The organism is Methylocystis sp. ATCC 49242 (assembly GCF_000188155.2).
Taxonomy (GTDB): Bacteria; Pseudomonadota; Alphaproteobacteria; order Rhizobiales; family Beijerinckiaceae; genus Methylocystis.
Map to the genome: position 1 here is coordinate 3836366 of NZ_KE124774.1, position 22972 is coordinate 3859337.

23 protein-coding genes are annotated in these 22972 nt (G+C 64.2%); 15 read left to right on the top strand and 8 right to left on the bottom strand.

Annotation, left to right across the window (positions count from 1 at the left end):
* Positions 1–15 precede the first annotated feature (15 nt).
* Complete coding sequence (locus MET49242_RS20880; RefSeq protein WP_036285796.1) at positions 16–1191, top strand: lytic murein transglycosylase; 1176 nt, start codon at positions 16–18, stop codon at positions 1189–1191.
* Between the two features lie 152 nt (positions 1192–1343).
* Positions 1344–2069, top strand: coding sequence for a sulfotransferase family 2 domain-containing protein (locus tag MET49242_RS20885; protein WP_036285798.1), 726 nt, complete (start codon positions 1344–1346; stop codon positions 2067–2069).
* A gap of 54 nt (positions 2070–2123) precedes the next feature.
* Here the strand turns inward: MET49242_RS20885 and MET49242_RS20890 are convergent, their stop codons facing one another.
* Positions 2124–3284, bottom strand: coding sequence for an AI-2E family transporter (locus tag MET49242_RS20890; RefSeq protein ID WP_036285800.1), 1161 nt, complete (start codon positions 3282–3284; stop codon positions 2124–2126).
* Positions 3285–3345: 61 nt separating this feature from the next.
* Entirely contained in the window at positions 3346–5061 is a 1716-nt protein-coding gene (locus MET49242_RS20895; protein ID WP_144259736.1) for a hypothetical protein, read from the bottom strand.
* A gap of 147 nt (positions 5062–5208) precedes the next feature.
* Between MET49242_RS20895 and MET49242_RS20900 the strand changes: the two genes are divergently transcribed.
* From MET49242_RS20900 to lptA, 4 genes are all read left to right on the top strand, one after another.
* Complete coding sequence (locus MET49242_RS20900; protein ID WP_144259737.1) at positions 5209–5463, top strand: hypothetical protein; 255 nt, start codon at positions 5209–5211, stop codon at positions 5461–5463.
* Positions 5464–5530: 67 nt separating this feature from the next.
* Entirely contained in the window at positions 5531–6145 is a 615-nt protein-coding gene (locus tag MET49242_RS20905) for a ribonuclease D (protein WP_036285806.1), read from the top strand.
* A 51-nt stretch (positions 6146–6196) separates the two neighbouring features.
* The gene (lptC, locus tag MET49242_RS20910) at positions 6197–6907 is read left to right on the top strand and encodes an LPS export ABC transporter periplasmic protein LptC (protein ID WP_036285808.1); all 711 of its coding nucleotides are present in this window, start codon (positions 6197–6199) and stop codon (positions 6905–6907) included.
* 8 nt (positions 6908–6915) lie between these two features.
* Positions 6916–7458: a lipopolysaccharide transport periplasmic protein LptA gene (gene lptA / locus MET49242_RS20915; RefSeq protein WP_036285810.1), complete on the top strand. Its 543-nt coding sequence runs from the start codon at positions 6916–6918 to the stop codon at positions 7456–7458.
* Positions 7459–7462: 4 nt separating this feature from the next.
* On the opposite strand, the gene MET49242_RS20920 is transcribed toward lptA, so the two are convergent.
* Positions 7463–7963 (bottom strand): lytic transglycosylase domain-containing protein, encoded by a 501-nt coding sequence (locus MET49242_RS20920; protein WP_036285812.1) that lies wholly within the window; start codon positions 7961–7963, stop codon positions 7463–7465.
* A 153-nt stretch (positions 7964–8116) separates the two neighbouring features.
* Between MET49242_RS20920 and MET49242_RS20925 the strand changes: the two genes are divergently transcribed.
* Both MET49242_RS20925 and MET49242_RS20930 read left to right on the top strand, forming a co-directional pair.
* Positions 8117–8461 carry a DUF3175 domain-containing protein gene (locus MET49242_RS20925; protein ID WP_036285814.1) on the top strand — a complete coding sequence of 115 codons (345 nt, stop codon included), beginning with the start codon at positions 8117–8119 and terminating at the stop codon, positions 8459–8461.
* Positions 8462–8735: 274 nt separating this feature from the next.
* Positions 8736–10013: an acyltransferase gene (locus tag MET49242_RS20930; RefSeq protein WP_158497346.1), complete on the top strand. Its 1278-nt coding sequence runs from the start codon at positions 8736–8738 to the stop codon at positions 10011–10013.
* Positions 10014–10075: 62 nt separating this feature from the next.
* Here the strand turns inward: MET49242_RS20930 and MET49242_RS20935 are convergent, their stop codons facing one another.
* Both MET49242_RS20935 and ettA read right to left on the bottom strand, forming a co-directional pair.
* Complete coding sequence (locus MET49242_RS20935; protein ID WP_036285818.1) at positions 10076–10723, bottom strand: hypothetical protein; 648 nt, start codon at positions 10721–10723, stop codon at positions 10076–10078.
* Positions 10724–10829: 106 nt separating this feature from the next.
* Positions 10830–12482, bottom strand: coding sequence for an energy-dependent translational throttle protein EttA (gene ettA / locus MET49242_RS20940; protein WP_036285820.1), 1653 nt, complete (start codon positions 12480–12482; stop codon positions 10830–10832).
* A 133-nt stretch (positions 12483–12615) separates the two neighbouring features.
* On the opposite strand from ettA, the gene purD reads away from it, so the two are divergent.
* Both purD and MET49242_RS20950 read left to right on the top strand, forming a co-directional pair.
* The gene (gene purD / locus MET49242_RS20945) at positions 12616–13914 is read left to right on the top strand and encodes a phosphoribosylamine--glycine ligase (RefSeq protein WP_036285822.1); all 1299 of its coding nucleotides are present in this window, start codon (positions 12616–12618) and stop codon (positions 13912–13914) included.
* Between the two features lie 235 nt (positions 13915–14149).
* Positions 14150–16117, top strand: a complete 1968-nt coding sequence (locus MET49242_RS20950; protein ID WP_036285824.1) for a methyl-accepting chemotaxis protein — start codon at positions 14150–14152, stop codon at positions 16115–16117.
* Positions 16118–16180: 63 nt separating this feature from the next.
* On the opposite strand, the gene MET49242_RS20955 is transcribed toward MET49242_RS20950, so the two are convergent.
* Positions 16181–17428, bottom strand: coding sequence for an argininosuccinate synthase (locus tag MET49242_RS20955; RefSeq protein ID WP_036285826.1), 1248 nt, complete (start codon positions 17426–17428; stop codon positions 16181–16183).
* A gap of 291 nt (positions 17429–17719) precedes the next feature.
* On the opposite strand from MET49242_RS20955, the gene MET49242_RS20960 reads away from it, so the two are divergent.
* Complete coding sequence (locus tag MET49242_RS20960) at positions 17720–18862, top strand: acyltransferase (protein WP_158497347.1); 1143 nt, start codon at positions 17720–17722, stop codon at positions 18860–18862.
* On the opposite strand, the gene MET49242_RS20965 is transcribed toward MET49242_RS20960, so the two are convergent.
* Positions 18809–19729, bottom strand: a complete 921-nt coding sequence (locus MET49242_RS20965; RefSeq protein WP_036285830.1) for a hypothetical protein — start codon at positions 19727–19729, stop codon at positions 18809–18811. The two genes, MET49242_RS20960 and MET49242_RS20965, sit on opposite strands and share 54 nt — an antisense overlap.
* Positions 19730–19825: 96 nt before the next feature.
* Here MET49242_RS20965 and MET49242_RS20970 point away from each other — a divergent pair, with 96 nt between their 5' ends.
* Entirely contained in the window at positions 19826–20326 is a 501-nt protein-coding gene (locus MET49242_RS20970; RefSeq protein WP_036285832.1) for a hypothetical protein, read from the top strand.
* Here the strand turns inward: MET49242_RS20970 and MET49242_RS20975 are convergent, their stop codons facing one another.
* A complete protein-coding gene (locus MET49242_RS20975) occupies positions 20327–20788 on the bottom strand; it encodes a hypothetical protein (protein WP_036285834.1) in 462 nt (153 codons plus the stop codon).
* Between the two features lie 265 nt (positions 20789–21053).
* Between MET49242_RS20975 and MET49242_RS20980 the strand changes: the two genes are divergently transcribed.
* The 3 genes from MET49242_RS20980 to MET49242_RS20990 are packed head-to-tail and all read left to right on the top strand — an operon-like array spanning position 21054 to position 22934.
* A complete protein-coding gene (locus MET49242_RS20980) occupies positions 21054–21488 on the top strand; it encodes a Fur family transcriptional regulator (RefSeq protein ID WP_036285836.1) in 435 nt (144 codons plus the stop codon).
* Position 21489: 1 nt separating this feature from the next.
* Entirely contained in the window at positions 21490–22326 is an 837-nt protein-coding gene (locus tag MET49242_RS20985) for a YgcG family protein (RefSeq protein ID WP_036285838.1), read from the top strand.
* Positions 22326–22934: a TPM domain-containing protein gene (locus tag MET49242_RS20990; RefSeq protein WP_036285840.1), complete on the top strand. Its 609-nt coding sequence runs from the start codon at positions 22326–22328 to the stop codon at positions 22932–22934. Before MET49242_RS20985 ends, MET49242_RS20990 begins: the two co-directional genes overlap by 1 nt.
* Positions 22935–22972 lie beyond the last annotated feature (38 nt).

Here is a 22972-nt window from a genome sequence, read left to right on the forward strand (position 1 = left end):
AGGTAATCTCCCGGCATGAAGGCGAATCACCTGCTTGCGGCCGGGGCCGCGCTTCTCTTCGCTTCGGCGCCGGCGCGCGCCGACTGGTCCTCCTGTCTGGGCGGCCTGCGCCATTCGGCGGCCGGGGCCGGCGTGAGCCAGCAGACCATTGTCTCGGCGACCGACGGGCTGGAGCCCAATGACGCGGTCAGCTTCATGGACAAGCAGCCGGAGTTCACGACGCCGGTCTGGGATTATGTCGCGGGGCTCGTCGATGAGGAGCGCGTCGAGGAAGGCCGCGCCATGCTGCACAAGCACGCGGCCGCGCTGCACGCCGCCGAGAGCCGCTTCGGCGTCGATCCGGCGACCGTGGTGGCCGTCTGGGGCGTCGAATCCGATTTCGGCAAGAGTTTCGGCAAGCGGCCTGTGGTGCAGTCGCTGGCGACGCTCGCCTGCGAGGCGCCGCGCCGTAACGATTACTGGCGCAAGGAATTCGTCGCCGCGCTGAAGATTCTCGACAGCGGCGACATTCGCGCCGACGAATTCATGGGCTCATGGGCGGGCGCCTTCGGGCACACGCAATTCATGCCGTCGACATTCCTGGGCGCGGCGGTCGATCACGACGGAGACGGACGGCGCAACATCGCGAGCTCGGCCGCCGACTCGCTCGGCTCGACGGCGAATTACCTGCGCCGTAGCGGCTGGCGCTCCGGCGAGCGCTGGGGCTTCGAGGTGCGGCTGCCGGAGGGCTATTCGGGCCCGAGCGGCCGGACGCGCAAGCAGCCCATGTCCTTCTGGGAAGCGCGCGGGATCACGCGGCTCGACGGCGGCGGGCTGGGCGGCGGCTCGGCGGGGCTGCTGTTGCCGGCCGGACGCAACGGCCCGGCCTTCCTGGTGACGAAGAATTTCGACGCGGTCTACGCCTACAACGCCGCCGAGTCCTATGCGCTGGCGATCTGCGTGCTCTCCGACCGCCTTCGCGGCCGCCCCGGCATCCAGACGCCCTGGCCGACGGACGATCCGGGGCTTTCGCGCGCCGAACGCCGCGAGTTGCAATCGCTGCTTATCCGCGCGGGTTACGAAGTTGGCGATCCTGACGGCGTGATCGGGACCAAGACCAAAGAGGCGATCGCCGACTTCCAGGGCCGCGTCGGCCTGCCGCGAAATGGCCGCGCGAGTCTGAAAGTGCTCAACGCGCTACGCGGGCGGTGAGCGAACCGGGCGATGACGCGCCCGCCTCGCCGCTCAGTTCCAGCGTTCACTGGAAGGTGATCTGCGGTCTTCCATCCGAACGCGCAACAATTTATGAAGTTGAAGCACGTTCGGCGCGCCCGGAGTCGATGTGGAGTGGATGAACACGACGCATGCAAGACAGTCTGATTGTGTTCAACCATATTCCGAGAACCTCCGGTTCTTCGATCCACGCATCTTTCGACGAGGCGTTGAAGTCAAGAAACTTTTTTGTTTTCAACGGATCTCTTGAAGACGAGCAGAAATTTGCTGCGGCCTTTAATGACAGAGGCGCGGGCGTCTTCTACACGGGCGGTCACATCGGGTTCCAACGTCTGCAAAAACTCGGTCTGCTGAACGACGAGAATTTGCTGTTTTCGATCGTCCGCGATCCAGTCGAACGCATGCTTTCGCTGTATTACCTGATGCGGCGCAGTCCCGATTGGCAACCGCACATCGCCGCACATGTCGGCGACAGGGATTTTGCCTATTATTACGACTTCTGTCGTGAAAAAGGCTTTCACACCGGCAACGCCCAGTGCCGGGCGATCGCCGGCGTCGAGAGCTTCGAGGCGGCGCGCGAAAGGGTTTCGCAGCATTATTCCCTCGTCGGCTGCCTGTCGCATGTGGCGATGACATACAACGCGCTGGAAGTGATTGTTCGCAACTTTTTGCCCGAATTCCGTTACCTCGGCCCCATGAACGAAGCCCCGAGAGACGGACAGACAATCAGCTCCGGACTGGCGGAGCGGATCAGGCAGGACAGCTCCGAAGACTGCCTGCTCGTCGATTTCATCGAGCGCGATTGCGGCGGCCTGTTTTCCCGTTCTCTGCAGCGCTGGAGCCTCGCCCGAGGCTGAGTCCGGCAAGTCGGGACATTCGACCTGCGTTTCGCCCCGATCGGAGCCGGCGTCTCAATCTTTCGCGGAAATGGAAAGCGTCTGCGACGACGAAAGCGGACTTTCGGCCGCCGCGTCATTGCGCGTCTCGTCGAGATCGTCGGCGATCCACGCCTTGCCCAGCTCCCACACGACGGCGAGCACGACGGGACCGACGAAGAGGCCGGCGACCCCATGCGCCAGAACGCCGCCGATGACGCCGATGAAGATGACGCCCATCGGCGTCGAGAGCCCATGCGCAAGAAGGAATGGTTTCAATACGTTATCCATGTAATTAACGGTCGCCATACATATCGTGAGGGCCAGCGCGGGTCCGGTCGTCATATGCGTCCAGGCCCAGAAGATCACCGGGGCGACAATGAGCAGCGGCCCTATCTGAACGATACCGAGCACGAGAATGGCGAGGGTCAGCAGACTTGCGCCAGGCACGCCGGCAAGCGACATGCCCAGGCCGCCGATCACCGCCTGCATCAGCGACAGGCCCATCACGCCGCGTGAGACGGCGTTGATCGTGTCGCCGGCGAGATTGACGAATTTGTCGCCATTGGTTGGGTCGATCCGGCGGGCGAGCGCCCTTATGCCGACCAGCAATTGCGGGCCGGAGGCGAGCAGGAATCCGGCGAGCGCCACCGACAGCAGGAATTTGAGAGTGCCCAGGCCGGCGTTTCGGGCCCCGGCGAGCAGATATTCGCCGACCGGCTTCAGTTGCGGAAGGATCTGCGCGAGGGCGCCGTGGATGTTCGTCGACGCGAGTTCCCAATAGGAGAAGAGCCAGTCGCCGATCAGCGGCCAGTCCTTGACGGCCTCGGGAGGCGGCGGAACCGACAGGTCGCCGTTCTCGAAGCCGGCGAGGACGCCCTTGAGCGGGTCGATGACGCCCACGCCCATCCATGTGACGGGGCCGATGATGAGAACAAGGCCCGCGATGGTCATCAGCGCTGCGGCGAGGATCGGCCGCCCGCCGAGCCAGCCGGAAACCTTTTCGAACACCGGATCGAAGGCGACGGCGAGCACCACGCTCCAGACGATCATCGCCGCGAAGGGCTGGATGATGATGAAGGTCCAATAGGCGAGAAAGCCGATAACGAAGAGCCGGATCGACAATTCGATGAACATGGCGTTGAAGCGCCGTTCGACGCCGTTGAAGCCAAACAGGCCGTTGGATTCCTCGTCCACGCGACAGATCCGTTCTGCTGGAGATGATTTCGGGCGATTCTAGCGGGCCGGCGCGCCGGCGTCACTCTCCGCGCGCATTCCGGAAAGCGGCGACCGCCCTCGATTTCACGAGATCGCGAATGCTTCGCGACCAGCAGGTGGTGTCCAGCGCCTCGGCGATCGATTTTTCGTCCGCAAACCCAAGATCGGACAGGCGCCGTCGCATTTTCGTGGTCTCTTCGACGTCGCCGCGCGCCGCCGCCAGCGCCATTTCGACGATCAGCACGACGGCCGAGTCGGTGCGCGCCGCCGCGCGGCGCAGGCGCGGCCGGTCGGCGTATTCGCCGCGTCGCAGCGCGTCGACGGCGATGGCGACGGTGTCGAGCGGGGTGAGGTCGGGGGCGATGGCGCGGGCGCGTTCGATCAGCGCCGCGCCTTCGGCGTAATCCCCGGAGCCCAGGATAAAGCGGGAGCCGATGTCGGCCAGGGCGAGAGGGTTGTTGGGAAAACGCTCGACGGTCTCGTGGGCGACCTGCCGGAAGCCGTCTGTGTCGCCGGTGCAGATCGCGGCGCTGTATCGCGCGACTCTGGGAATGAATTCGGAACTGTCGAGTTCATAGGCGCGCGCGGCGGTCGCCGCCGCCTCGGCGCGCGCTTCCTCGCGGGACCGGTCGGCATAGCGGGCGTTGTGCGCGTCGAAGCTCAGGAGCGAGGCGATGGCGAGCGTGTTGGCGTCGACCGCGCCGCGAGCCTTGACCGCCTCGAGGCACCGCCAGGCCGGCCCATAATCCTGTGATTTGAAGGTTTTCCAGTAGTGGAAGGCGCGCAGCTGGCAGGTGAGGGCCTCGTCGGAGAGTTTCTCGTTGCGCGTCCTCTGGGCCAGCGCGATATCGGCGACGATGCCGAAGGGATTGCCGACGTCCCGGCCGATATTTCTGACGAGGTCGCTCTGCATGGCCAGAACCTCGCCGGCGCGCAGGCTCAGTTCGTAACGGTTCGTCCAGCGCACGGCCCCTGTTCGGCCGTCGAGCAGAAGAACGGTCGCCTTCAGCTGGTCGCCAACCAGCCGCAGTGAGCCGCGCACCACGAAGTCGGGCGTGGCGATCGAGTCGCCGCCCGGCCCCGCTCCGTTTTCGTCGGTCAGCGGAATGACCGTCAGCCATTGATATTCGGATAGAATGTCGGCGAGATCGGCCTGCAGGCCGCCGCCGATATAGGATTGTCCCTCCCTGTCGGCGTGGAAGTCGAAAGGCGCGATGGCGACGACAGGGCCGCGCCGGGCAAGGGAGGCGGTCTGTCGGGGCGCCGGCCCGGCGGCGAATTTCCAGAAAACGGCGGCGAGGAGGCCGGCCGCTAACATGACCAGCGCCGCGAGCATGGCGTGGCGGCCGAACCGCCGCGTCGGCGGCGTGGCCGCCTCCGGCGGGGGCGGCGGATCGATCTGCGCGCGCGTGAAAACGGGGCGGTATTGCCCCTTGGGGATCGAAATGACGACAGACGCATTCTTGCCGTCCATCAGGTAATAGCGTTCGAGCGCCTGCCGCAGCCGGCCGATCTCCACCCGGACGATGCTGTCCTGCTGGGGATCGAAATCGTCGGGCCGGCCGAGCACTTCCGTCGCGATCGAATAGGCCTTGAGCCGCTCGCCGCGCCCCTCCAGCTCCTCCGTGACGAGATAGGAAAGGAGATTGCGCTGGCGGTCGCTCGCGCCCTCCAGCCCGGCGTCGCAGGCGCGGTGCAACTCCTCGAGAATCGAGAGCTTCAAGTCCTGCGCCGGGGTCGTCACGACACTGCTCAAACCAACGCTCTCCGAGGCCCCCCAACGGGGGCACGTCACCTGTTAACGCAGCGCACGTGCCTGAATCTGTGCGGTTTCGACGCCATTCTCAACGTCGTGGAAACGTTCCGTCCGGCGCCGCCGGCGCCACGACAAAAGGGGTTCAGAATGAAAATGCACTATGAAGGCGCGAGGGAAAACGTCAAGCTCGAGCAACTGCTGATCGAGGCGCATTACCTCGGCCTGTCGATGCGGCTGGTCGCGGGGGAGCGCAATTACCGTTACGCCTCGCTCACCGCCTTCGTGAGCTCCCTGCTCATCGGCTGGGCGCGATTCATCGGCGCAAGGCTGCAGGAGGGCGAATGCGTCTTCCCGCGCGACGGCGATCCGGAGGCTGCGCCGCGGCCGCGCGAGGGGCGGTAGGTCGGCTTTCGACAAGCTTTCCCCTTTTCGGCTAGGATGGAGCCTCGAAATCAACGAATCGGGCTCCATGACCATACGTCTGCATCAGGGCGACCTCCCCGCGGGTGTCGCGGTCGCCCCCATTGTCGCGATCGACACCGAAACCCTCGGCCTCAATCATCGTCGCGACCGGCTCTGCGTCGTGCAGCTCTCCATCGGGGACGGCGACGCCGAACTGGTGCAGATCGCCAAGGGACAGACGCAGGCGGAGAATCTCGTAAAGCTCCTCGTCGATCCCAAGGTGCTGAAACTGTTTCATTTCGCCCGGTTCGACATGGGCATACTGGCCAAGACCTTCGGCGTCATGCCGGCCCCGGTCTATTGCACCAAGATCGCCTCCAAACTCACCCGCACCTACACCGACCGGCATGGGCTGAAGGATCTGGCGCGGGAGCTGGCCGGGGTCGAAATCTCCAAGCAGCAGCAGTCGTCCGATTGGGGCGCCGCGACGCTCACCGACGCGCAGCAGGCCTACGCCGCCTCCGACGTGCTCTATCTGCACCAGCTCAAGGAGAAGCTCGACGCCATGCTCGCGCGCGAGGGCCGGACCGAACTCGCCCAGGCCTGCTTCGATTTCCTGCCGACGCGCACCCGGCTCGATCTCGCCGGCTGGCCCGAGTCGGATATTTTCTCGCATGAATGACGCCGCTCTTGGCGCCTCGAATTCGCCACCGGCTCGCCTCATGATGGCGCGATGACCGACGCCCAGCAGACCCAGATCGCCCGAGAACGCAGTCGCAGCCGACTGGGCGCGCTTGCGGCGCCGCGTGAGAGCGCCTTTCCCGAGGCGCTTCGCCACACTGCGCGGGTGACGCGCTTGCGGCGATGGATGCTCTGGGGAGCTGGCGGCGTGGTGGCGCTCGTGGGGCTCGGGCTTCTCATCGGCTCGCTGAGCTTCCTTCCCGTCGACCTGAATCTCGCGCGCGTCGCGCTCAAGGGCACGCGCATCGTCATCGAGACCCCGAAGCTCGTCGGCTATCGCAAGGACGGTCGTCCATATGAAGTGCGCGCCCGCGTCGGCGTGCAGGACATCGCCAAGCCGGACATTTTCGAGCTCGAAGGGCTCGACGTGCGCGTCGAGAACACGCAGGACAACTCCATCGTGCTCACCGCCGAGAAAGGCGTCTACAGCACGAAGTCAGATTACGCCGATCTGTCGGGCGGCGTGACTATTCGCGACGACAAGAATTTCGACATGCGGCTCGACTCGGCGTCCATGGATTTCAAGAGCTCCGTGATGAAATCCGACAAGCCGGTGACTCTCAGGATCGATGGCGGCGAGGTTGTCGCAAAGTCAGTCGAATTCGTGCAGAAGGAGCGGCGCGCGACCTTCGTCGGCGACGTCCATTCCGTGCTTTACGGCGAGGGCGACGTCCCGCCGGATGGATTGCGCCCGGCCCAATGAAAAGAGCCATGATGCGTCACACCGCTTTCGCCGTTCTCGCGGCGTTTCTCCTCGCCGGCGTCGCGCCGGCTCAGGCCGCGGGCCGTTCGGGCGGCATATTGCCCGGCGCCACCGCGAAGGACCCGCTCAACATCGACGCCGGCAAGCTCGACTTCTTCGACAAGGAGCAGAAGCTCGTCTATTCCGGCAGCGTGATCGTGACGAATGGGCCCTCGACGCTGAAGGCCTCGAAGATCACCATTTTCCTCGAGAACAAGGGCGCCGCCGCCGCGGGGGCGACCAGCAACGATCGCGTGAAGCACATCGACGCGGACGGGCCCGTGACGCTCGTCTCCAAAGATCAGATCGGCACAGGCGACCGCGCGAGCTACGACAAGGCCGAGAACAAGGTCTATCTCACCGGCAATGTCACGCTCACGCAGGGGGAGAACGTCGTGAAGGGCGAACGCCTCGTCTATGACGTGACGACCGCAATAGCGACGGTGCAGGGCGGCGGCGCGCAGGGCGGTCGCGTGCGAAGCACTTTCACGCCGGGCAGCGCGAAGCCGTAAACGGCTATTCCTGCGCGGAAGTATAGAGCTCGCTCAGCATGTGGCGGCGCTTGGCTTCGTAATAATAGCCGCCGGCGTAGAGCTGGATTGCGCGCGCCTCGTTCCCGCCCGAGAGCTTGTAGGCGTTGGCGAGATAGGGCACGGCGTAGGTGAGGTTCGTATCGGCGTCGAGCAGACCGCTCGCCGGCCCGTGATAGCCCATGCCTTTTGCCGTATCGTGGCGGATCTGCATCAGGCCCCAGTAAGGTCCGTGGCGGGCTGCGGGATTGTAATTGCTCTCCCGACGGACCGACCGATGGATGAGCGATTCCGGAATGTCATATTTGCGCGCGAAATGCGCAATTCGCGCGTTCAGCGCGTCCTTGCCGGAAAGGCCCGTCTCGGAGCGCGGTTCGTCGACATAGGATTGCGGCGCCGAGGCCACCGGCGATTCGGTCGGCGCGCAGCCTCCGAGAGCGAGGGCGCCGAGAATGGCGAGCGCGGCCGCGCAAGTTGCTGATTTCATGAACGCAGGATCCCCTCGATCGCGCCGCTGATCTATTCTGCCCAGTAAAGCGCCACGGCGAAGTGGCGAAATAGTGGCAATAGGGCGCTCGCGTTGATCCGGCCCGCGGAAATCCTAGTTTTGCGGGCTCATGGCCCGAAGAGGGAATGCGCCATGGCGCGGAAGGCCGCAAAAGACCGGGACAAGAGGGCGGCCTATTGGTCAGGCGACGTAACGCGCCGCAGCAACGCCCTCAACCTCGAGGCGGGCGTCTTCACGCTCGACGACCCGCGGGAGATCGCCTTGTCGCTCAAGCGTTCGGCGGAAGAGAGCGAGCGCCGCAAATCGACGCCCTTCCGCTCCGCCATGTCGATGCTGACCTTCTACATCAACCGCGCAGGCAAAAATCTGCCCGATTCGCGCCGCCGCGTGCTCGAGCAGGCGAAGGCGGAACTGCGGCGGGCTTTCGAGCGGCCCGCTGTGGACAATAAAACTGTTGTTCCTGCGCAACAAAACTGAAAAAATGGTTTAATTCTCATAAGTTGGATTGCTCATTCGATTGTCATGATTTCTGGACTGTTTCATAAAGTAACAGTCGAGGTCGAAACCGGCCTGTCGGGGCGGTCGGGAATCCAGACATTTTGCGTGGGGGCGCAAAGCGATGAAAAAGCTGACATTGTCTGAGCGTTCCGTTGCTGTCCCGTCCTGCGCGGGAACCGAATTCGCAGGCGATCCCCTGTCCCGCACAGCGCGGACGGCGACCGTCCGCCGTCCGTCCGTTTCGACGGCGCCCGTGGCGCGAAAGGAATCCGCGGAGCGCCGTTTTGCGACGAAACGGCCGGAGCCCGCTCCTTTCAAGCTCGGATACAGGAGCGAACTCGAGGGCGTTCGCGCGATCGCCGTCCTTTCCGTGATGGCGGTGCATGCGCATTGGATCGGCAGCGGCGCCGATCTGTCGAAGGCGACGCTCGATCTCTACCCGATGGGGTTCGCCGGCGGCCTGTTCGGCGTCGACGTCTTTTTCGTGCTGAGCGGCTTTCTGATCACCTCGCTGCTGCTTCAGGAGCACAGGACGTGGGGGCAGATCGACCTCAGGGCCTTCTATACGAGACGTATCATGCGTCTGTCGCCGGCGATGCTGATGATGCTCGGCGCCTGCTCGGTCTATTTGTTGTCGCGGGGCGGCTCGTCCGGGAGTTTCGATTGGTCCGCCGTGCTCTACGCTTCGTTCTATCTGTCCAATTTCGCGCTCATCTTCGGCGGATTCGCGTTGGGCATGCTCACGCCGACATGGACGCTTTCCGTCGAAGAGCAGTTCTATTCGATGTGGCCGCTGGCCATGACGCGACTGGCCGCCATTCCGCGGCGGGCGACCGTGGTCAAAATATTGCTGACCGCGATCTTGGGGGCCTGGGCGCTTCGGATGCTGCTTCACGAGAGCGCCTACGCTTTCGGAGCCTGGTCGCTCGGCACCTCCGCGCTGTATCTGATCTTCGCGCGCGCGGACGGGTTGCTGTGCGGCGCCCTCGTCGCCTTCGTCGCTCATTGGGGATGGCTGCCCGACGCCGCTCGTCACGGCGCGAAGCTGCAATTGCTTGGATGGTTCTGCGCGCTCACGATCGCGGCGCTGATCTGGTTCGGGCCGGGACCGCTGACGGACGGGCTGCCCAACGCCGTCGTTCTTTACAATTGCTACGCCTATCTGTCCGTGGCGACGGCCCTGCTCATCGTCGTTCTGCTGGTCGCGCCGCCGAAGGCGATGCTGACGCTGCTGCGCTGGCGCCCGCTGGCGTGGACCGGCAAGATTTCCTACGGGCTGTATCTCTACCACATGTTCATCTTCGTCATGATCCCCGTGGCGACGCTCGGGCAGGGACTGTCCTTCGTGCTCGCTTTCGCGCTGTCCTTCGCCGTAGCGACAGTTTCCTATTTCGCCGTCGAAAAGCGTTTTCTCGATCTCAGGGGAACGCTCGGTCTTCCGCGGCTTGCCCGTCTTGCGCGCGCAATCCAGGGTGAGACGCCGGCGCCGCTTGCCGCTGCGGAGAGGGGTCTGGGCGGCGCGCGCGGGTAATTCGCGCCTCCTGCGCATGGCGTCGAGGATCGTGCGCGGCCCGCGTCCCGATCACTCCGGCGCTATTCGACAAAATAGGCGCGGAACGGACTGTCGCTGAAACAGTCCCGCAATTCGTCATAGTTCTCGAGCGCGTCGCGCTGCCCGCCGCTCCTCTGGCGCGAGAACCGGCTCTTCAGGGCGCAGGGTGAAAGATCGAGGAAACGCAGCGCCTCGTCGGCGCCTTCCTTCGTCGTGATGCGCTCGTAAGTCATCGGCAAGTGCAGGAAGCCGGACAGCGCCGCCTCCACGCTTTTGTCGTTTGTGAGGTACGAATTTATGTAGTCCCTCATTTCATCGGGCGTCGCCGTGAAACGGACAATGTCATGGGCGCCGTGAAGAGAGGTCCATTTATTGTTCAATTGCGCCAGCCGCATCGAAATGAACTGGTCGAGCTTGTTCTCGCGCCACAGGCGAATCGCCCGATAGCCTTTCTCTGAAAGGAACTGCATGGTCGCGGGCGACATCTGCCCGACCGGCAATTTGAATCCCGAAACGCGTTTTCCCGAATTGTGGACCATGGCGTCGAGACGTTCGCCGACGGAACAGCCGGCGGGCATGATTGCCGGCGTCAATATTTCGCCCGCGCAGGCGGCGTCGGGGTGTGAGTCCAGCAGGCCGCGAAGATAGGACGATCCCGACCTGCCGACGAAAGCGATGAAGAAATACATTTGGCGCCCGGTTTCGTGACAGTTCTCCTGCGAATGACCGCCGCCTCACGACAAACGCGGGCTCCGCGCCGGCGGAGGGCGGAGCCTACGCTCCGCCCGCGCCGAGTCATCTCGTGAACTTCTTGTATTTCAGCCGGTGCGGAATGACCGAATCCACGCCCAGACGGCGCTTCTTGTCTTCCTCGTAATCGGCGAAGTTTCCTTCGAACCACTCGACATGCGAGTCGCCCTCATATGCGAGGATATGCGTCGCGATGCGGTCGAGGAAGAAGCGGTCGTGCGAGATGATGACGGCGCAGCCGGCGAAGTCGACGAGGGCTTCCTCCAGCGCGCGCAGCGTGTCGACGTCGAGATCGTTGGTCGGTTCGTCGAGCAGCAGGACGTTGGCGCCGCTCTTGAGCATCTTGGCGAGATGCACGCGGTTGCGTTCGCCGCCCGAGAGCTGGCCGACCTTCTTCTGCTGGTCCGCGCCTTTGAAGTTGAAGGCCGAGCAATAGGCCCGCGAATTGATCTCGCGCTTGCCGAGATAGATCACCTCATTGCCTTCGGAAATCTCCTCCCAAACGGTCTTGTTGGCGTGCAGCGCGTCGCGCGACTGATCGACATAGCCGAGCTGCACGCTCTCGCCGATCTCGATCGTGCCATTGTCGGGCTTCTCCTGACCGGTGATCATGCGGAAGAGCGTGGTCTTGCCGGCGCCGTTCGGGCCGATCACGCCCACGATGCCGCCCGGCGGCAGCTTGAAGGAGAGGTCGTCGATCAGAAGCTTGTCGCCAAACGCCTTCGAGATGTGCTCGAAGTCGATGACATTGGCGCCGAGGCGCTCCGCCACCGGAATGATGATCTGCGCGGTCGTCGGCGCCTTGTCGTTCTGCTTGGCGACGAGCTCCTCGTAGCGCTGGATGCGGGCCTTGCTCTTGGCCTGACGGGCCTTGGGGCTGGCGGCGATCCACTCGCTTTCGGCTTCCAGCGCGCGCTGGCGGGCCTTGTCTTCGGAGGCTTCCTGCATGAGGCGCTTCTGTTTCTGCTTCAGCCAGCTCGTGTAATTGCCCTCATAGGGAATGCCGCGGCCGCGATCGAGCTCCAGAATCCAGCCCGTGACATTGTCGAGGAAGTAGCGGTCGTGGGTGACGATCAGGATCGCGCCCGGATAGTTGCGCAAATGGCCCTCGAGCCAGTTCACCGTCTCGGCGTCGAGATGGTTCGTCGGCTCGTCGAGCAGCAGCATCTCGGGCTGTTCGAGCAGAAGGCGGCACAGCGCCACGCGGCGGCGCTCGCCGCCCGAAAGCTTGGTCACGTCCGCGTCATCCGGCGGGCAGCCGAGCGCCTCCATGGCCTGGTCGACCTGGCTGTCGAGATCCCACAGGCCCTTGGCCTCGATCTCGTCCTGCAGCTTCGTCATCTCATCGGCGGTCTCGTCCGAATAATTCATGGCGAGATCGTTGTAGCGGTCGAGAATGGCCTTCTTTTCCGCCACGCCAAGCATGACGTTTTCGCGGACGTTGAGCGCGGGATCGAGCTGCGGCTCCTGCGGCAGATAGCCGACGCGGGCGCCCTCCGCCACGAAGCCGTCGCCGGTGAACTCCTTGTCGATGCCGGCCATGATGCGCAGGAGCGTGGATTTACCCGCGCCGTTGACGCCCAGCACGCCGATCTTCGCGTCCGGGTAGAAGGAGAGGTGGATGTTGTCCAGGACCTTCTTGCCGCCCGGATAGGTCTTGGTGAGGCCCTGCATGTGGTAGATGAACTGGCGCGCCATTCTGTTTCTCGGTGTTTGGAAAAGTTGGGCCCGTGTTTAGAGCATTTGCCGGCGCGGAGGGAAGCGGTTTCCTTTCGGACCCGGAGCGCGTAAACCGGGCGGCGTCGCGGATGGGCGCAGGGAACGACCAGTCATGAACGTGCTTCTCATCGGATCGGGCGGGCGCGAGCACGCCATGGCCAATGCGCTGGCCAAGAGCCCGCGCCTCCGGCGCCTTTTCATCGCGCCCGGCAATCCGGGGACGGCGCGGGTGGGAACGAATGTCGATCTCGACGCGTCCGACCATGGCGCAGTCGTGCGCTTCTGCCGGGAGGAGGGGATCGCCCTCGTCGTCGTGGGGCCGGAGCAGCCGCTGATCGGCGGTCTCGTCGACGCGCTCGACCGGGCGGAGATCCTCGCCTTCGGGCCGACCCGGGCGGCGGCGCAGCTCGAGGGCTCCAAGGGCTTCACCAAGGACATGTGTCGTGAGGCCCGCATCCCGACAGCCGCTTATGAGCGTTTCGACGACAAGGACAAGGCGCTCGCCTATCTGCGCGAAAAGGGCGCGCCGATCGTGGTGAAGGCCGACGGGCTCGCCGCCGGCAAGGGCGTGGTCGTGGCCATGACGCTGGACGAGGCCGAGCGGGCGGTTGCGGCGATGTTCGCCGGCGCCTTCGGCAAATCTGGCGCGGAAGTGGTGATCGAGGAATATCTCGAGGGCGAGGAAGCCTCCTTCTTCGCGATATGCGACGGCGTCCGCGCGCTGCCTTTCGCGACCGCGCAGGACCATAAGCGCGTCGGCGACGGCGATACGGGACCGAACACGGGCGGCATGGGCGCCTATTCGCCGGCGTCGGTCGTCACTCCCGAGATCGAGGCGCGCGTGATGCGCGAAATCATAGAGCCGACCATGGCCGCCATGTCGAGAATGGGCTCGCCTTTCAAGGGCGTCCTCTACGCCGGGCTGATGCTGACGAAGGACGGGCCGAAGCTCATCGAATACAACAACCGCTTCGGCGATCCGGAAGCGCAGGTGATCCTGCCGCGCTTCGAGGGCGATTTGCTCGATCTCATGATCGCCGCCGCCCGCGGCGCGCTGCCCGACGCGCTTCCGCGCTTTTCGACACAGGCGGCGCTCACCGTCGTTCTCGCGGCGAAAAACTATCCCGGCGCGCCGATGACGGGCTCCGAGATTCGTGGAGTCGAGCGCGCCGAGACCATGGCGAATGTCATCGTCACCCACGCCGGAACGCGCGAGGAAGGCGGCCGGCTCATCGCCGCAGGCGGGCGCGTGCTGAACGTCACAGCTCTTGGCGAAAATGTCGCGCAGGCTCAGGAACGCGCCTATGCGGCCGTCGACGCGATCGACTGGCCCGGCGGCTTTTACCGGCGGGACATCGGCTGGCGGGAAGTCGCGCGGGAGCGCGCTCCGGGCGGTTCGCAACACTCTTAAAGCCTCTGCCGCGCCTTTCCTGACCTTCGGTAACAGGATGGAAAGGTCGGGCGCCTATAAAGACAATTGATTTGCTGCGTCCGGCCGCGCGCCGGTGACGCGGAGGCATGACGCCGCCAAATCGCGCTCCCAGCATGTCACATCCCCCGAGGGTCATCTCCCTGCGCCGTGGCGTTCGTCGCCGCGCGCGGCCCCTCGCCGCATTGGCGTCGCCGACATCCATGGAAAATGAATCATGAGACTCGATCTGGACAATCTGAAACTGAGTACGAAGACTCTCATTCCATTGGGCGGCGTCGCGGCGCTGTTTGCGCTCGTGCTCGGTCTCGGAATCTACCGGCTGCACACGATCAGCGGCGAATACGCCAATCTCGTCGAGCGCTCCAATGTCGCGATCGTCAAGGTGATGCGCGCAAACCGCCTTGCGGCCGAGATCGGTTATTCGACGCATGTCATTCTGGATTTCCAGGCGGATAATCCTCAATCGATCGCCGCGCAGGAATCGTTCAAGAAATCGCCGCCCGCCGCTCAGGCGCTGCTGAAGGAGGCGGCTGAACTCTGGCCCGAATATTCGAAGGAGCTGGCCGATTTTTCGCAACGAATTAGGACAATCGCCACGGATGCGAAACAGCCCAACGCCCTTGCGCTGGCAGTTCCCGGCGTCGACGCCGGAACAAGGCTGACGCCGAACGAACTCAATGAGCTCTCCAAGGCCGCCAAGCTGCTCGACCCGATCGACGTCAAGGTGCAGAAACTCGCCGCGGACATGACGGCGTTCAACGACAAGCGCCTTGCCGAAATCAATAAGATGAGCGCCGATTTGCACCACACGGCCGATCAGGCGATCTGGATCATGCTCGCCGCCGGGGCGGCCGCCCTCATCGGCGGCGTTGCGGCGTCACTGTGGATGACGAGGACGAAGGTCGTTCAGCCTATCATCAAACTGTCGGCGCAGATGAAGCGGATTGCAAAAAATGATCTGAAAATCGAGGTCGAAGGCGTGAATCGCGCCGACGAAGTCGGAGAAATGGCGCGCGCGCTGCAGACCTTCAAGCAGATCTGCCTCGATGTCCAGGCGGCGGAGGTCCGCGCGACCGAGGAGCGGCGCCGAAACGAGGAAGAGCGTCGCGAGTCGGAAGCGAGACTCATCCAGAACGAGCGCGACGTCGTGGCGCAGTCGATCGGCGGCGGCCTTGCGCGCCTCTCCGAAAAGGATCTCACATTCCGCATGACCGACGACCTGCCGGAGGCCTATCGGCGCCTGCAGGCCGATTTTAACGCCGCCATCGCGCAGCTCGAGAGCGCGCTGAGCGACGTCTCCACCGGCGCCAACACCATCGGCGCGGCGACGCTCGAAATCGCCGCCGCCGCCGACGATCTGTCCCAGCGCACAGAGCAGCAGGCCGCCAATCTCGAAGAGACGGTCGCCGCGTTGAAGGAAATCACCATCACTGTCGGCAAGACGGCCGAGGGCGCGCGCCACGCCAATGAGATCGTGTCCTCGACAAAGACCGACGCGGAGAAAAGCGGCGACATCGTGCGCCGCGCCGTCGATGCGATGAACCGCATCGAGAAGTCTTCGCAAAACATTGCGCAGATCATCGGCGTCATCGACGAGATCGCGTTTCAGACGAATCTTCTGGCGCTCAACGCCGGCGTCGAGGCGGCGCGCGCGGGAGAGGCGGGCAAGGGCTTCGCGGTCGTCGCCTCCGAAGTGCGCGGCCTCGCGCAGCGCTGCACCGAGGCGGCGAAGGAAATCAAGGGGCTCATCTCCACCTCGACCGGCGAAGTGGGCGAGGGCGTCACGCTCGTCGTCGAAACCGGCAAGGCGCTCGATCGTATCGTCGCCTCCGTCGTCGAGATCAATCACGTCGTCTCCGACATTACCAACGGCGCGACGGAACAGTCGACGGCGCTGCAGCAGATCAACGCCGCCATCTCGCAGATGGATCACGACACGCAGAAGAATGCGGCGATGGTCGAGGAGACGACGGCGGCGACGCATAGTCTGAAGCGCGAGACGGAAGACCTCGTGTCCTCCATCGCGAGCTTCAGGATCGCGCAGGGCGCGAGCGCGAACGGCCGCGTCGAGAAGCGTCCGGCGCAGGTTGCGCGCCCGGCGTTGAAGACGATGGGCGGCCGCGCGGCGACGGCGCGCAAGCTCGAAACCGCCGCCGACGAGGAGAACTGGGCGGAGTTCTGAGTTCCGCTCGAATGAAAAAGAGCGGCGCGCGCCATGCCTTGCTCGCAGCGCGCGCCTTTTGCGTCACTTCTTGGCGCCGCGGGCGGCGCGTTTGGCGAGGGTGCGCAGGCGCAGCGCGTTTAGCTTGATGAAGCCTTCCGCGTCGCGCTGGTCGTACGTCCCCCCTTCCTCGAAGGTCACGAGATCCTGGTCGTAGAGCGACCATGGGCTCTCGCGGCCGACGAGCGTCGCGTTGCCCTTGTAGAGTTTCAGGCGTACGCTGCCGGTGACATGTTCCTGGCTCCTGTCGATCGCCGCCTGCAGCATTTCGCGCTCCGGCGAGAACCAGAGGCCGTTGTAGATCAGCTCGGCATAGCGCGGCATCAGCTCGTCCTTGAGATGCGCGGCGCCGCGGTCGAGCGTCAGGCTCTCGACGCCGCGATGCGCGACGAGCAGGATCGTGCCGCCGGGCGTCTCATACATGCCGCGCGACTTCATGCCGACGAAGCGGTTTTCGACGAGGTCGAGACGGCCGACGCCATGAGTGCGGCCGAGATCATTGAGCTTCGCGAGCAGCGCCGCCGGCGACAGCTTCACGCCGTCGATCGCGACAGGGTCGCCCTTCTCGAAGTCGATGGTGATGTATTGCGGCGCGTCCGGCGCATCCTCGGGATTGCCGGTGCGCGAATAGACGTAGTCCGGCGTCTCCTCGTTCGGGTTTTCCAGCACCTTGCCCTCGGAGGAGGTGTGCAAAAGATTGGCGTCGGTGGAGAAGGGCGCCTCGCCGCGCTTGTCCTTGGCGATCGGAATCTGGTTCGCCTCGGCAAAGGCGATGAGGTCGGCGCGCGAGACGAAATCCCACTCGCGCCAGGGCGCGATCACATTGATGTCGGGCTCCAGCGCATAATAGCCGAGCTCGAAGCGCACCTGATCGTTGCCCTTGCCGGTCGCGCCGTGGCAGACGGCGTCCGCGCCCATCTTGCGGGCAATCTCGATCTGCTTCTTGGCGATCAGCGGGCGGGCGATGGAGGTGCCCAGCAGATAGAGGCCCTCATATTGGGCGTTGGCGCGAAACATCGGGAAGACATAGTCCCGCACGAATTCCTCGCGCAGATCCTCGATGAAGATGTTCTCGGGCTTCACGCCGAGCAGCAGCGCCTTCTCGCGCGCCGGCCCCAGCTCCTCGCCCTGGCCGAGGTCGGCGGTGAAGGTCACGACCTCCGCGCCATAGGTCGTCTGCAGCCATTTGAGAATGATGGAGGTGTCGAGACCGCCCGAATAGGCGAGGACGACTTTCTTGACGGTTTTCCTGCTCGTGTCTTGCTTGCTCATGTCTTGCCCGGGCCTGGCGCGCTTTCCGCTCGCACGGAATCATGCGAGCGACAAGAAATCGCGCGAAATCATAAAGTTGGAGCGCATTCTGACCGCAAAGGTCTGTCGGCTTTTGCGGAATGCGCTCTAGCGCTTGAGTCGGGGCCGTTATAACGGGGCGACGGGCCTGCGCAACTGCGGGAAAAAGGCGCGCGGCGGAAAATGGGCGCGTCGTCGCGACCGGGCGCGCCGGCGGTCATTAAAATAATTTCAATGCGCGCGCGCGACCATGGCGAAGCTGGAGCTTCGTTCATGTCGAGAATTGCAAGACTTGACGCCTTGCGCGCCTATTGCGTCATTGGTGTTTTCCTTTTCCACGCGCATTTGTTCGATAACGGCTGGATCGGCGTGCAAGTTTTTTTCGTCCTTTCCGGCTTTCTGATTACCGGTATTCTTGTCGACTACAAAAACAGAATGTCGGCTGGAGATTTTTTTATCAATTTCTACGCCCGCCGCACCTTGAGAATATTCCCGCCCTTTTATTTCTTTCTCTGCGTCTTCGCGGTTCTTGCGGCGACCAGCCTTGTTCCGGGTCGTGAAATCGGCGCCCGATATTTGGCCGAGCTTCCATATCTCGCTTCCTACACGGAGAATATACGCGCGCTTGCGGGCGATTACGTGAATTCGGATTATTATTCCCATTTGTGGACGCTCTCCGTCGAGGAGCAGTTCTATCTCGTCTGGCCGCTGGCGCTGTGGCTGACCCCGGCCGCAAGGCTGACGCGGCTCTGCCTCGGCGCCGTCGTCGCCGCCATCGCTTTTCGCACGGGGTTGACCGGCTATGCGCTGCTCGTCGCTCAGGACGACAATCTGTTCCAGATCGCTGTCCCGCGGGCGCCGCTCAGCAATGTCGACGCCTTCGCGACCGGAGCGCTTGCGCTGATCGCGCAGCGCGAGAAGAGCGACATGTTTCAGCGCGCGATCAGGTTTTCCTTCGCCGCCGCCTTCGGCGCGACGGCTGTCGTCTTGGCGCTCGCGTTGTGCAAGGCGTCGGCGCGCGGCGCCCTGTTCGCGCTCACGCAGGATCAGGTGACGCAGGCCGCCATGTATGTATGGGGGCTGATGTTCCTCAATATCAGCGCCGCGAGACTCATCGACGCGCTGTCTCTGCCCGGAGACGCGGCGTCATCGACAGCGCTACGACTGTTCGACGGCCGGGCGCTGCAATATCTGGGGATGATTTCTTACGGCTTCTACATCTACCACGATCCGATGCTCGCCCTCGCACAGAATGTGACGAGCGGGTCGCGGGCGGCGGGCGCCTATCCGCTCGTCGCCTTCGCAATGACTTTTGCGGCGGCGCATCTCAGCTACCGATATGTCGAAACGCCTTTCCTCGCCTTAAAGGACAGGCTGCCGCGGCGCATCGGCGTCGCCGGACTCCATCAGCGCTGACAGCGCCGGCGCGATGGCCGGAGATTCATCGCGCAGAAAACGCAGAAGGCGCCTTTCCGCGTTCGAGATCACGCCGTCGCGGCGCAGCCGGGCGATGAGCCAGTCGGCTTCGCCAGCGTCGATGACTTCCGCTTTGGCGGTCGCCTCGGCGTCGGCGGCGTTTTGCGCGGTGTCGGGATCGACGTCGTCCGGGATGCGGCTGAAATCGAGCATCGACGAAAAGAAGCCGCCAATGCCCGGCGCCGGCGCGTCGAGCCAGTTTTCGTTTCGCTTCGCCTCGGCGGCCGTGGAGGTCCAGCGGAAGGCGACGCCCATCAGATAATTGCCGATCGACTGCGCAAAGAACTCCTCGAAAGCGGGATCGTTATCGGCGTCTATCGTAGCGTCGGCGATGCGAAACAGCGCCTCAGCCGACTCGCGCGTGACATGCAGCGCGCTGTCCTGCGTCGCGGCGTAGACGACTATGCGCAGCGCTTCGAGATCGTCGGGCGTGACGCGGCCGGCGCCAGAGACGATGGCGCGCTCGATTTGCGTTACCCCGAAAGCAGCAAGCGACGGCGGGACGGAAACCGCGCTGCGGATCACGCGCGTCAGCATGTCGAGCGCGAGAGGGCCGGGAACGCCGCCCTCGGTCGTAAGCTGCGCGACCAGCCAGTCGGCGTCGGCCTGCCCGATGTATTTCGGCGGATCGACTTCATTCACCAAGACGTCGGTCGCCACTTCGGCGAGCAGGTCGGCGAAGGCCTCGGAGGCGGGGCCTTGCGCGCGGCTCATGTCGAGCAGGCGGCTGAGATCCGTCTTTATCGCCGCCCCCTTGCCGTAGATGTCGCGCCGGAGCGTCATTGCAGTCTGGTCGTCGAGCGGCATAAGTCTTCCCCATTATTGATGGATCGGAAAAGTCGCGTACAATCTTGCGGCGAAAGCTTTACCGTCTATGAAACCCGGATATGCGGGGAGGAAGCCGTGAGTCGGAAAACGCGCCGAATAGTGAATCTCGCCTTGATCCTCGCCGCGGTCGGGGCGGGAACGCCCGTCGTGCACGCCGCCGACGAGCGCGTCTGGACGCTCTCCGGCGTCGAGGAGAAGAAGCCCGACAGCATCTACCTCGGCTATGGCGTGCCGGAGACCGATGACAGTTTCGGCGGCTTCTCCTGCAAGCCGGGAAGCGGCGTGGTGAAACTCTGGATCAGCGAGACGGGCGAAAAGTTGAAGCCCGGGAAAAGCGCGACCGCGATCCTCTCCGTGGGCGAGACCAGGGCGAAGGTCGCCGGAAAGCTCATGCCCAATGAGGAGGCCGGCGTACCGAGTTTCGAAGGGCGCCTGCCGGCCAATGATCCGATTTTCGCGGCGCTTGCTGGCGGAGAGACGCTTGCGGTCGCCGTCGGCCCGTCGAAGCAGACGGCGCCCCTGAAGGGCGCCGCCGAGAAGTTCAGGCGGTTCGCGGAGAAATGCGCGAAGCCCTGATCAGTCGAAAGCCAGCTGCGCCGTCGTGATCGCGCGGTCGAACCAGGCGGCCGGCTCGTAGCAATAGCCATTGGTCGCCACCGGCGCTTCCTGGCAGCGCGGCGCGGCGTCCGTCCACCGGAATCCGGCGGCGTTCATGCAGGCGACGATGTGGCGGCCGATCACGCCCGTCTTGCCGCCGCGAGCGTCGGGATGCGCGCTCTCGCCTTCGAGTTCGCATGTCGAGGCGCGCGCCATCTGGCCCTTGAGGAAGGCCGTATTGCTGCTGCCGGTGAAATGCACGCCGATCCCGGCGACGAACATGGCGCCGGCCAGCGCAAAGACGGTTCCCTGCGCGAGCTTCGAGCGCGTCTGCATCAGCACGAGATTGCTGCGCATGAAACCGACGCCGCCGGCGACGATCATGACGACGCCCAGTGCGAATGCGACGATCATGATAAAGGCGGACAGTTCTGCGGTCATGAGTTTTTCTCCATGAGTTCTCGTTCGCGAGAAGTCGAGGCAACGACTTCCCGCGAGATGGCCAAGTAGTATTTTATGGATGACAGCGTTTATTGTTTCAGGCTGAAGCGATATGGCCTGATCTTTGTCGGATATTTCCAGACGTGAGCCCGAGCGTCTGTGACTTTGTCTTTCTCGAAAGATTTTTTTCAGCTATCGGCGACGCGTCTCTCGCCAGGCCCGCGCCGGCCTCGTTTTTCGCGTCCCGCCCCGCTACAATAGCTCCATGACCAGCCATTCGACGCAGGACGCCGCGCTGCAGGCGAAGATCGCGAGCCTCACGCCGGCGCGCCGCCGCGCGCTCGACATTCTTACCCAGGCCAATCGGCCGGTCGGCGCCTATGAGATGATCGACCTCATGGCCGATGCCGACGGCAAGCGCCCCGCGCCCGTATCTGTCTATCGCGCGCTCGCGTTTCTGCTCGACAATGGGCTCGCGCACCGCCTCGAATCGAAGAACGCCTTCGTCGTCTGCGGTCATTCGCACGGCGCCGAGGAGCCGGTCGTGTTTCTCATCTGCGAACAATGCGGAGAGGTGAAGGAGGCGACCTCGACGGGTCTTGCGCGCGAGCTTTCAGCGCTGACCGGCGAGGCCGGCTTCAAGGCGCGCACCCGCGTCGTCGAGATCGCCGGGCGCTGCGCGCGTTGCGCGGGCGGCTGACATGAGCGGCGCCCCCGCCTCCGTCCCAACGCGCGTTCGCCCGTCGGCGGCTCCATTGCGCGCGTTGCTCGTAATTGTCTTCACGCTCTTCGCCGCGCTCGCCTTCGCCGCGCCGAATTACCCGGAACTCACCGGCCGCATTGTCGATCAGGCGGGGATTCTTCAGGCGTCCACGCGGGCGGGGCTCGAGTCGAAACTCAGGGATCTCGAGAACAAGTCCGGCATCCAGCTCGTCGTCGCTTCGCTCAAATCGCTCGACGGTTACGACATCGAGACCTACGCCAACGGCCTTTTCCGCTATTGGAAACTCGGCGAGGCCAAGAAAAATAACGGCGTGCTGTTTCTCGTCGCGCCCAATGAGCGCAAGATGCGCATCGAGGTTGGCTATGGGCTGGAGGGCTCGCTCACCGACGCGCTCTCCAAGGTCATTCTGACGAGCGCCGTCGCGCCCCGCTTCAAGGCGGGCGATTACAATGGCGGCGTCGAACGCGGCGTCGAGGGGATTATCGAAGTCCTGAGCGGCGACTCGGCGGAATGGGTGAAGAAGGTTCCGCCCCAACCGACGTTGTTCGATCAGCTGTTTCCGCTGCTGATCTTCGCCCTGTTCATTTTCATCTTCATCTATATGGCGCGAAATGCGGGCGGGCGGCCGACTCATTACCGCCGCTACCGGCGCGGCGGACCGCCGATCATCATCATTCCGCCCGGCGGCGATACATGGGGCGGCGACAATTTCGGCGGCGGCTCCTGGGGAGGCGGCGGCGGTTTCGGCGACGGCGGCGGCTTTTCCGGCGGCGGCGGCTCGTCGGGCGGCGGCGGCGCATCGGGGGATTGGTGATGCAGTTCACGACCGCCGACTATGAGCGCATCGCGGAGGCGATCCGGGAGGCCGAAAAGGAAACCTCGGGCGAGATCGTCTGCGCCCTCGCGCGGCGCTCTTCCGACTATGCCTATGCGCCGCCGCTCTGGGCGGCCTTCATCGCGCTTGTCGCGCCCTGGCCGATGGCGGTCTTCACCGATCTTTCGACGAAGACGATCTACGCCGCGCAGATCGCAATCTTCATATTTTCGGCGGCGATCATCTCCTGGCCGCCGCTGCGTTTCGCGCTGACGCCGCGCCTCGTGAAGCGCACGCGCGCGCAGCGCGCCGCGATCGAGCAATTCCACCTGCTCGGCGTCGCGGGAACGAAGGGGCGCACCGGCGTGCTGATCTTCGTCTCCTTCGCCGAACATTATGCGCGCATCGTCGCCGATGACGGTCTTGCGGGCAAAATCTCCAATGAGGAGTGGCAGAGCGCGCTAGACCCCTTGCTCGCCTGCATGCGCGAAGGGCGCTGCGCCGACGGTTTTGTCGCCGCTATCCGGGAATGTGCGCGGCTGCTCGCCCGCTGCGCGCCGCCGGGCGCGGGGGAGAACGAATTGCCCGACAAAATTCACGTCATGTGACCGAACTGCCTTCAAGAAACCCGGATTTTGCATAGTTT